Here is an 8,149-nt window from a genome sequence, read left to right as displayed (position 1 = left end):
CGGGGCCGGTGCTGCCGCCGCTGCTGCGCCGCCGCGCCGCCCAGGGCAAGGAGCTGGCGCCCCGGCTGCGGGAGCGGAAGGGCTTCGGCGCCGCCCGGCCCCAGGGCCCGCTGATCTGGCTGCATGCGGCCAGCGTGGGGGAAAGCCTTTCCCTGGTGCCGCTGATGCAGGCCCTGGTGGCCCGGCATCCGGCGCTGCACCTGCTGGTGACCACCGGCACCGTCACCGCAGCCGCCCTGCTGAAGCGGCGGCTGCCCGGGCCGGTGGCGGCGCGCGTCATTCACCGCTTCGCGCCGCTGGATGTGCCGCGCTGGATCGACCGCTTCCTGGATGGCTGGCGGCCCGATGCCGTGGCCATCGTGGAAAGCGAGATCTGGCCCAACCGCACCTACGCACTGGCGGCACGCGGCATCCCCACCGCCATGGTCAATGCCCGCATCTCGCCGCGTTCGGCGGCGGCCTGGGGGCGCTGGGCGCCCGGGCTGGCGCGGGACCTGCTGGGCCATTTCGCGCTGGTGATGGCGCAGAGCGAGGATGACGCCGCCCGGCTACGCGCCCTGGGTGCCGCCGGTGCCACCTGCCGCGGCAACCTGAAGGCCGCCGCAGCCCCCCTGCCGGTGGAGGTGGCGGAGCTGGCGCGGATGCGCGCCATCCTGGGCCGCCGCCCGGTGCTGCTGGCCGCCAGCACGCATCCGGGGGAGGATGCGGTGGTCATCGCGGCGCATCGCGCCATGGCGCCCCGCCTGCCGGGCCTGCTGACGGTCATCGCCCCCCGCCATCCGCAGCGGGGGCCGGAGATCGCCGCCCTGGCCGCGCCCCTGCCCACCGCCCTGCGCAGCGAGGGCGGGCTGCCGGAGGCCGGCGTGGAGATCTATGTCGCCGATACCCTGGGCGAGATGGGGCTCTTCTTCCGCCTGGCGCAGGCGGGGCTCGGCGTCTCGCTGATCGGCGGCTCCCTGGTGCCGAAGGGCGGGCATAATCCGCTGGAGCCGGCGCGGCTGGGCAGCCCCGTGCTGCTGGGCCCCGACACCAGCCATTTCCGCGAGGTGGCGGACGACCTGCTGGCCGCCGGCGGCGCCCTGCGGGTGGGTGATGCGGTGACGCTGGCAGAAACCGCGATGGACGTGCTAACGAATCCGGAGCGCGCGTCCGAAATGGCGCGCGCGGCGGCGGAGATCGCCGATAATGCCGCCCACCTGCCGGATGAACTGGCAGAGGCGATCCTGGGTTTGCTGCCCTCCGGCCCCGGCCTCGCGCCAGGGGCCTAGAACGGGAAAGGATGGTTCAGGGCTGATGCGTGCCCCCGACTTCTGGAGCGGGGGCGGCGGGGGAATCGCGCCCTTGCTGCTCTCGCCAATCGCCGCGATCTATGCCGCCGCGACCGCGCGCCGGGTGGCCAAGCCCGGCTGGCAGGCCCCGGTGCCCGTCATCTGCTGCGGCAATGCCAGCGCCGGTGGCGCCGGCAAGACCACCGTGGCGCTGGATATCGGCCAGCGCCTCTCCAACCGCGGCGTGGCCGCGCATTACCTGACACGCGGCTATGGCGGCACCCTGAAGGGCCCTGCCCTGGTGGACCCCGACAAGCACGACAGCAAGGCTGTGGGGGACGAGGCGCTGCTGCTGGCCAGCATCCGCCCCACCTGGGTGGCCGGCGACCGCGAGGCCGGTGCCCGCGCCGCCATTGCCGGCGGTGCCCAGGCCCTGGTGATGGATGACGGGTTGCAGAACCCGGGGCTGGTCAAGGACCTCTCCCTGCTGGTGGTGGACGGCAACTACGGCTTCGGCAATGGCCGCATCATCCCCGCCGGGCCGCTGCGGGAGCCTGTGGCCGCCGCCGCCGCCCGCTGCCGCGCCGCCGTGCTGATCGGCAAGGACGAGAGCAACGTCCAGGCGCAGTTGCCGCCCAACCTGCCCGTGCTGCGCGCCCGGCTGGTACCAGGGCCGGAATCCGAGGTGCTGGCAGGCCAGCCGGTTTTCGCCTTCTGCGGCATCGCCAACCCGCGCAAGTTCTTCAACTCCTTGCAGGAGGTCGGCGCCGTGATCGCCGGGCGCATGCCCTATGCCGACCACTACCCCTTCGATGCCGGTGACCTGCGCGAATTGCTGGCCGAGGCCGACCGCCTGCGCGCCATCCCCATCACCACTGCCAAGGATTTCGTGCGCATCCCACCCGCCTTCCGCAGCCGGGTGAAGGTGCTGACCGTGCGCCTGCAATGGGAAGAGCCTTTGGCCATCGAGGCCTTGCTGGACCCCCTGGCGCAGCGCGTTCCAGTTCCAGCCTGAGGAACTTTCCCTTAAAATACTGTCATTTACAGTAAAATCGGCTCTATCTGGGGCCTGTGGCCCTTGGCGGATCAGGGGCTTCGCGGTTGCCTGGGCTGCCTGCCCGGCAATCCGCCAGTCCTGAAGCGCCCGTCCTGTTTCCCGCGTGCGTGACGTCCCGGCGGATCGCCGGACCGGTCCTGCACCCTGAAGCAAGGAACGGTCATGCCATCCTCCACCCGCCGCCAGTTGCTCGCCGCCACGGCGCTGGTCGGCCTGAGTTCCACGGCCATCGGCCGGGAGATCACGGGCCGCCTGCCCTGGACGCCGAATGAAGCCTATCCCCCTACCCTCGTCCGCCCGGGCGGCTGGTACTACCTGACGGCGGAGGAAGCCGCGACGCTGGATGCGATTGTCGAGCGCCTGATTCCCGCGGATGAGCACGGGCCCAGCGGCAAGGATGCCGGCTGCACCGTCTTCATCGACCGCCAGCTCGCCGGCCCCTGGGGCAGCTACGAGTGGTACTACATGCGGCCGCCCTTCGCGGAGAAGCCGCTGCCCTTCCAGGGCATCCAGTCGCCCATGGTGCCGCGCGACCAGTACCGCAACGGCATCGCGGCGCTGAACGCGCATGTCGCGCAGCAATTCGGCGGCAAGCGCTTCGAGCAACTGGACGCCGCGCAGCGTGACGCGCTGCTGGTGTCGCTGGAGAAGGGCGAGGTCGCCTTCGCCAACTTCCAGGCGCCCCTCTTCGACGCGAAGATGTTCTTCGACATCGTGCTGCAGAACACGATGGAAGGCTACTTCGCGGACCCCGTCTATGGCGGCAACCGCGACATGGCCGGCTGGAAGATGATCGGCTTCCCCGGCACCCGCTACGATTATCGCGACGTGCTGGACAAGCCTGGCCAGAAGTACACCCTGCCGCCGGTTGCGATCATCGGCCGCCCCGAATGGAATGGACGCCCCGCATGACCCGCCTGCCCAAGAAGGATGTCGTCATCATCGGCCTGGGCTGGACCGGCTCGATCATGGCGCTGGAACTGGCCAAGCAGGGCCTGGATGTGGTCGCCATCGAGCGCGGCCCCTGGCGCGACACCGCCGCCGACTACAACATCGGCACCGCGCCGGATGAGCTGCGCTACGCCATCCGCCAGGATATCTTCCTGCGCCCGGCACAGGATACGCAGACCGCGCGCAACAAGCTGGACCAGGTGGCGCTGCCCATCCGCAAATACGGCTCCTACCTGCCGGGCAATGGCGTGGGCGGTGCGGGCGTGCACTGGAACGGCCATACCTGGCGCTTCCTGCCGACCGACTTCAACCTGCGCTCGCATCTTACCAGCCGCTACGGCGCCAATTTCATTCCCGAGGATTGCACCATCCAGGACTGGCCCGTCTCCTATGACGAGCTGGAGCCGCATTACGATTTCTTCGAGAAGGTCTGCGGCATTTCCGGCAAGGCCGGCAACCTGAAGGGCGTGATCCAGCCCGGCGGCAACCCCTTCGAGGGCTGGCGCTCGGATGAATATCCCACCAAGCCGCTGAAGATGAACCTGGCGCAGACCATGTTCCAGAAGGCGGCGACGGATCTGGGCCTGCATCCCTTCCCGCTGCCATCGGGCAATATCTCCGAGGCCTATACCAACCCTTACGGCGTTCGCATGGCGCCCTGCACCTATTGCGGCTTCTGCGAGTGGTTCGGCTGCGCCAACTATTCCAAGTCCTCGCCGCAGACCTGCGTGCTGCCGGCGCTGGTGCGCCTGCCGAATTTCGAAGCCCGCACGCTCTGCGAGGTGACGAAGATCAACACCACGCCGGATGGCAAGATGGCCAGCGGCGTCACTTACGTCGATTCCGCGGGACGGGAATGGGAACAGCCGGCGGAGATAGTGCTGCTCTGCGCTTATTCCATCTTCAACGTGCGGCTGTTGATGCTTTCCGGCATCGGCACGCAATACAACCCGCAGACCGGCAAGGGCACGCTGGGGCGCAACTACGCCTACCAGACCAATGCCGGCACCACGGGCTATTTCGACAAGGATGTCTACTTCAATCCCTTCGCCGGCGCCGGCTCGCTCGGCATGATGGCCGATGACTTCAATGGCGATGTCTTCGACCATGGGCCGCTGGGCTTCATCGGCGGCGCCAACCTGAACTGCACCACCACCAATGGCCGCCCCATCACCAGCCGGCCGACGCCACCGGGCACGCCGCGCTGGGGCGCCGAATGGAAGAAGGCGACGGCCGAGACCTATGGCCATGTCACCACCGTGGGCAGCCAGGGCAGCTCCTATTCCTATCGCGATGTCTATATGGACCTCGACCCCACCTACAAGGACCGGCTCGGGCGCCCGCTCTCGCGCATCACCTTCGAGTTCAAGGAGAACGAGCTGAAGATGTCGCGCTTCATTGTGGAGCGCACGGCCGAGATCATGCAGGCCATGGGCGCCAAGCAGATGCTGAAGGGCGGCAAGGCGGCTACCTGGAACGTGGTGCCCTACCAGACCACGCATAACACCGGCGGCGCGGTGATGAGCAAGACGCCGGAGGATGGCGTGGTCAACCGCTACACGCAGCACTGGGACGTGCCGAATCTCTTCGTCTCCGGCGCCAGCCTCTTTCCGCAGAATGCCGGCTACAACCCGACCGGCACGGTGGGCGCGCTGACCTATTGGGCGCTGGACGCCATCAAGAACCAGTATCTCAAGAACCCCGGCCAGCCGCTGGTGCAGGCATGATGCGTCACATCCTCCTCGCGGCCACCTTGCTGGCCGCCACCGTGCTGGACGCCGGCGGCGCCAAGGCGGACCCCGACAATTTCACCGAGGTGGAGCGCGGCAAGTATCTCGCCATCGCCGGCGACTGCATGGCCTGCCATATCGGCGCCGATGGCAAGTCCATGTCCGGCGGACATCTGCTGGAAACGCCTTTCGGCAAGATCTCGGTCCCCAACATCACGCCGGACAAGGAGACCGGCCTGGGGCGCTGGAGCGCGGAAGATTTCCACCGCGCCATGCATGAGGGCAAGCGGCCGGACGGCACGCATCTTTATCCGGCCTTCCCTTATCCCGATTTCACCAAGCTCTCCCGCGCCGACAATGACGCGATCTTCGCCTATCTTCAGGCGCTGCCGCCGGTGCGGAACGCGGTGGATCGGGACACCCTGCCCTTCCCCTTCAACATCCGCCTGCTGATGGCCGGCTGGAACATGCTGAACTTCGAGCCAGGCGAGTTCCGCCCGGACCCGCAGAAGTCGGCGGAATACAACCGCGGCGCCTTTCTGGTGGAAGGCCCGGCGCATTGCGGCCTCTGCCACACGCCGCGCAACGTCATGGGCGGCGACAAGGACAGCCAGTTGCTGCAGGGCGCCGCGCTGCAAGGCTGGTTCGCGCCCAACCTGACCATGGACAAGCGCCTGGGCCTGGGCGACTGGTCGGAGGAGGAGCTGATCGCCTATCTCCGCACCGGCCGCAACGACCGCGCCGCCGCCAGTGGCCCGATGGCCGAGGTGGTCGCCTATTCCACCAGCCAGATGACCGATGCCGACCTCAAGGCCATCGCGGTCTATCTGCGGGAGAATGGGCGGGTGGTGAATACCTCTGGCGATACCACGCCCCTGGCCGCCGATGACGCGCGCATGCGCACGGGCGAGGCGATCTATGCCGATACCTGCAAGGCCTGCCATGTCGCCGACGGCAGCGGTGTCTCCCGCATGTTCCCGCGCCTGGCCAACAACCAGCTGGTGCAGCAGGGCGACCCGACCGGCGTGCTGCGGGTGATCCTGCAAGGCGCGCAATCAGCCGCCACGCCGCTCTCGCCCACGGCGCCTTCCATGCCCTCGCTGGGCTGGCGCCTGAACGACCAGCAGGTGGCGGATGTGGCGACCTATATCCGCAATGCCTGGGGCAATGCGGCGCCCGCCGTCACGGCCGATCAGGTGAAGAAGATGCGCGAGGTCACCTCCGCGCGGGCGGAATAAGCGGCGCGCGCCGCCGCCTGAGCAGAAAGGGGGAGCACCCGGCGACGGGGCTCCCCTTCTTCATCTCAGCCCGGCGGCAGCGGCAGTTCCAGCGACTGCTTCACGATCTGGCTCGGCACATCCGTCTTGACGTTCTGCACGCCGCGGATGCGGCTGAGATGTTCCGACTGGAAGCGGCGATAGGCGCCGATATCCTCCGCCACCACGCGCAGCAGCGCATCGCAATCGCCCAGCATCAGGTAGCATTCCATCACCTCGGGCAGCTTGTTCACCTCGGCAATGAAATGCTCGATCGTGTCCTCGTCCTGCGCCTTCAGCCAGATGCGGGCAAAGAGCGTCAGCCCCCTGCCGACCCGGGCCGGGTTGAGCACCGCGACATAACGGTCGATCACCCCTGCTTCCTCCAGCAGCCGCACCCGCCGCAGGCAGGGCGAGGGCGAGAGCCCGACCTCCCGCGCCAGTTCCACATTCGGCAGCCGCCCATCGCGCTGGAGGGCAGCGAGGATGCGGCGGTCGATGGCGTCGAGCTTCATGGCACCTGATACTCATTAAGGGCCAAAATTTAGCACATAATGCCAATCTCGCTGCCTGAGCAGCAGAGAACGCAAGGATATTGCCTGCCTGCCGCTTCATGATGCCTCCATCATGGACGGCCTTCCCACCAATATTCTCCCATCGCCCTGCGATGGGCGCACGAGCACCCCGGCGGAAATCCGGCGGGGCCTCCTGGCCTCCCTGCCCATCGCGCTGAGCATGGTGCCGGCCGGGCTGGTGCTGGGGGCGCAGGCGGCGCAGAAGGGGTTCAGCCTTCTGGAAGTGCCGCTGCTGGCCGGGCTCAACTTCGCCGGCGGGTCGGAATTCGCGGCGGTCGGGCTCTGGGCCTCGCCACCGCCGGTGCTGCTGATCATGGCCATCACCTTCCTGGTGAACAGCCGGCATATCCTGATGGGCGCGGCGCTGGCGCCCGCCATCCAGCACCTGCCCCGGCGCAAGGCCCTGCCGGTGCTTTTCCTGATGTGCGACGAAAGCTGGGTCATGGGCCTGAGCGATGCGCGGCGGCGCAGCGAGGCCGGCCACTCACCCGGCTTCAGCCTGCCCTATTACCTCGCTGTTTCCCTGGCTTTCTATGTCACCTGGGTTGCCTGCACGACACTGGGCGGCTGGCTTGGCCCGGTGCTGGGGGATCTCCGTACCTATGGGCTGGACATGGCCTTCCCGGCCATCTTCCTGGTGCTGCTGCGGGGGCTCTGGAAAGGCGCCCGCGCGGCGCGGCCCTGGCTCGTCAGCCTTGTGGTGGCGGCGCTGGTTTATCTTTTTGTGCCCGGCGGCTGGTATGTGGTGGCGGGCGCGCTGTCCGGCCTCATGGCCGCCTGGCTGCTGGCGGAGGCGGAGCGGTGATCGACCCCACCAACCTGCTGGCCATCCTGCTGATGGCCGCCGCCACCTATCTCACCCGCCTGTTGGGCTATCTGGGGCTGCGCAACCGCGCGCTGGGCCCGCGTGCCCTGGCCGTGATGGAAGCGGCGCCGGGCTGCGTGCTGATCTCGGTGATCGCGCCGGTCTTCGTCTCCGGCCATCCGGTGGACCTGCTGGCCCTGGCGGTGACGGTGCTGGCCGCCACGCGCTTCTCCATGCTGCCCACGGTGCTGATCGCCGTGGCCTCGGCCGGGCTGCTGCGGCTGGCGCTGGGCTAGGCGGGCCGCTTCAATGTGGCCAGCTTGGCCAGCACCTGCTCCACCGTCAGCGCCGAGAGCGGCACCTGCCGCACCCAGGCCGAGACCGGCCCGCGCGGCGCGGCCAGGGCGGGGTCGCTGTCGCCGCCGAAGACCGTCAGCGTCGGGCAGCCGGCGGCGGCGGCCAGATGCGTGGGGCCGGTGTCATTGCCGATGGCCGCTTCCGCCCGCC

General features: G+C 68.7%; 9 protein-coding genes. 7 read left to right on the top strand and 2 right to left on the bottom strand.

Annotated elements, in window-relative coordinates; genetic code table 11:
• Positions 1-8 precede the first annotated feature (8 nt).
• The 5 genes from IBL25_RS27405 (at position 9) to IBL25_RS22880 (ending at position 6,244) form a co-directional block, all read left to right on the top strand.
• Complete coding sequence (locus IBL25_RS27405; protein ID WP_408898116.1) at positions 9-1,268, top strand: 3-deoxy-D-manno-octulosonic acid transferase; 1,260 nt, start codon at positions 9-11, stop codon at positions 1,266-1,268.
• A gap of 25 nt (positions 1,269-1,293) precedes the next feature.
• On the top strand, positions 1,294-2,283 hold the full coding sequence (lpxK, locus tag IBL25_RS22895; RefSeq protein ID WP_187780800.1) for a tetraacyldisaccharide 4'-kinase: 990 nt from the start codon (positions 1,294-1,296) through the stop codon (positions 2,281-2,283).
• A gap of 204 nt (positions 2,284-2,487) precedes the next feature.
• Positions 2,488-3,237 (top strand): gluconate 2-dehydrogenase subunit 3 family protein, encoded by a 750-nt coding sequence (locus tag IBL25_RS22890; RefSeq protein ID WP_187780799.1) that lies wholly within the window; start codon positions 2,488-2,490, stop codon positions 3,235-3,237.
• Positions 3,234-5,003 (top strand): GMC family oxidoreductase, encoded by a 1,770-nt coding sequence (locus tag IBL25_RS22885; protein ID WP_238940604.1) that lies wholly within the window; start codon positions 3,234-3,236, stop codon positions 5,001-5,003. Before IBL25_RS22890 ends, IBL25_RS22885 begins: the two co-directional genes overlap by 4 nt.
• Entirely contained in the window at positions 5,000-6,244 is a 1,245-nt protein-coding gene (locus tag IBL25_RS22880) for a c-type cytochrome (RefSeq protein ID WP_238940603.1), read from the top strand. Before IBL25_RS22885 ends, IBL25_RS22880 begins: the two co-directional genes overlap by 4 nt.
• 65 nt (positions 6,245-6,309) lie before the next feature.
• On the opposite strand, the gene IBL25_RS22875 is transcribed toward IBL25_RS22880, so the two are convergent.
• On the bottom strand, positions 6,310-6,777 hold the full coding sequence (locus IBL25_RS22875; RefSeq protein ID WP_187780797.1) for an Lrp/AsnC family transcriptional regulator: 468 nt from the start codon (positions 6,775-6,777) through the stop codon (positions 6,310-6,312).
• Between the two features lie 112 nt (positions 6,778-6,889).
• Here IBL25_RS22875 and IBL25_RS22870 point away from each other — a divergent pair, with 112 nt between their 5' ends.
• Both IBL25_RS22870 and IBL25_RS22865 read left to right on the top strand, forming a co-directional pair.
• Positions 6,890-7,642, top strand: a complete 753-nt coding sequence (locus tag IBL25_RS22870) for an AzlC family ABC transporter permease (protein WP_187780796.1) — start codon at positions 6,890-6,892, stop codon at positions 7,640-7,642.
• On the top strand, positions 7,639-7,938 hold the full coding sequence (locus IBL25_RS22865; RefSeq protein ID WP_187780795.1) for an AzlD family protein: 300 nt from the start codon (positions 7,639-7,641) through the stop codon (positions 7,936-7,938). The genes IBL25_RS22870 and IBL25_RS22865 overlap by 4 nt, the downstream gene beginning before the upstream one ends.
• Here the strand turns inward: IBL25_RS22865 and IBL25_RS22860 are convergent.
• Positions 7,935-8,149: glycosyltransferase family 9 protein (locus IBL25_RS22860; RefSeq protein WP_275296056.1), on the bottom strand; the 215-nt coding region annotated here is incomplete at its 5' end. The two genes, IBL25_RS22865 and IBL25_RS22860, sit on opposite strands and share 4 nt — an antisense overlap.

The organism is Pseudoroseomonas ludipueritiae (assembly GCF_014490445.1).
In the GTDB taxonomy this organism is placed as follows: Bacteria; Pseudomonadota; Alphaproteobacteria; order Acetobacterales; family Acetobacteraceae; genus Pseudoroseomonas; species Pseudoroseomonas ludipueritiae.
This window is presented reverse-complemented; position numbering and strand designations above follow the sequence as displayed.

Excerpts from the sequence above, each read along its gene's own strand:
- lpxK (WP_187780800.1), top strand. The coding sequence starts at position 1,294 with ATGCGTGCCCCCGACTTCTGGAGCGGGGGCGGCGGGGGAATCGCGCCC.
- IBL25_RS22890 (WP_187780799.1), top strand. The coding sequence starts at position 2,488 with ATGCCATCCTCCACCCGCCGCCAGTTGCTCGCCGCCACGGCGCTGGTC.
- IBL25_RS22885 (WP_238940604.1), top strand. The coding sequence starts at position 3,234 with ATGACCCGCCTGCCCAAGAAGGATGTCGTCATCATCGGCCTGGGCTGG.
- IBL25_RS22880 (WP_238940603.1), top strand. The coding sequence starts at position 5,000 with ATGATGCGTCACATCCTCCTCGCGGCCACCTTGCTGGCCGCCACCGTG.
- IBL25_RS22875 (WP_187780797.1), bottom strand. The coding sequence starts at position 6,777 with ATGAAGCTCGACGCCATCGACCGCCGCATCCTCGCTGCCCTCCAGCGC.
- IBL25_RS22870 (WP_187780796.1), top strand. The coding sequence starts at position 6,890 with ATGGACGGCCTTCCCACCAATATTCTCCCATCGCCCTGCGATGGGCGC.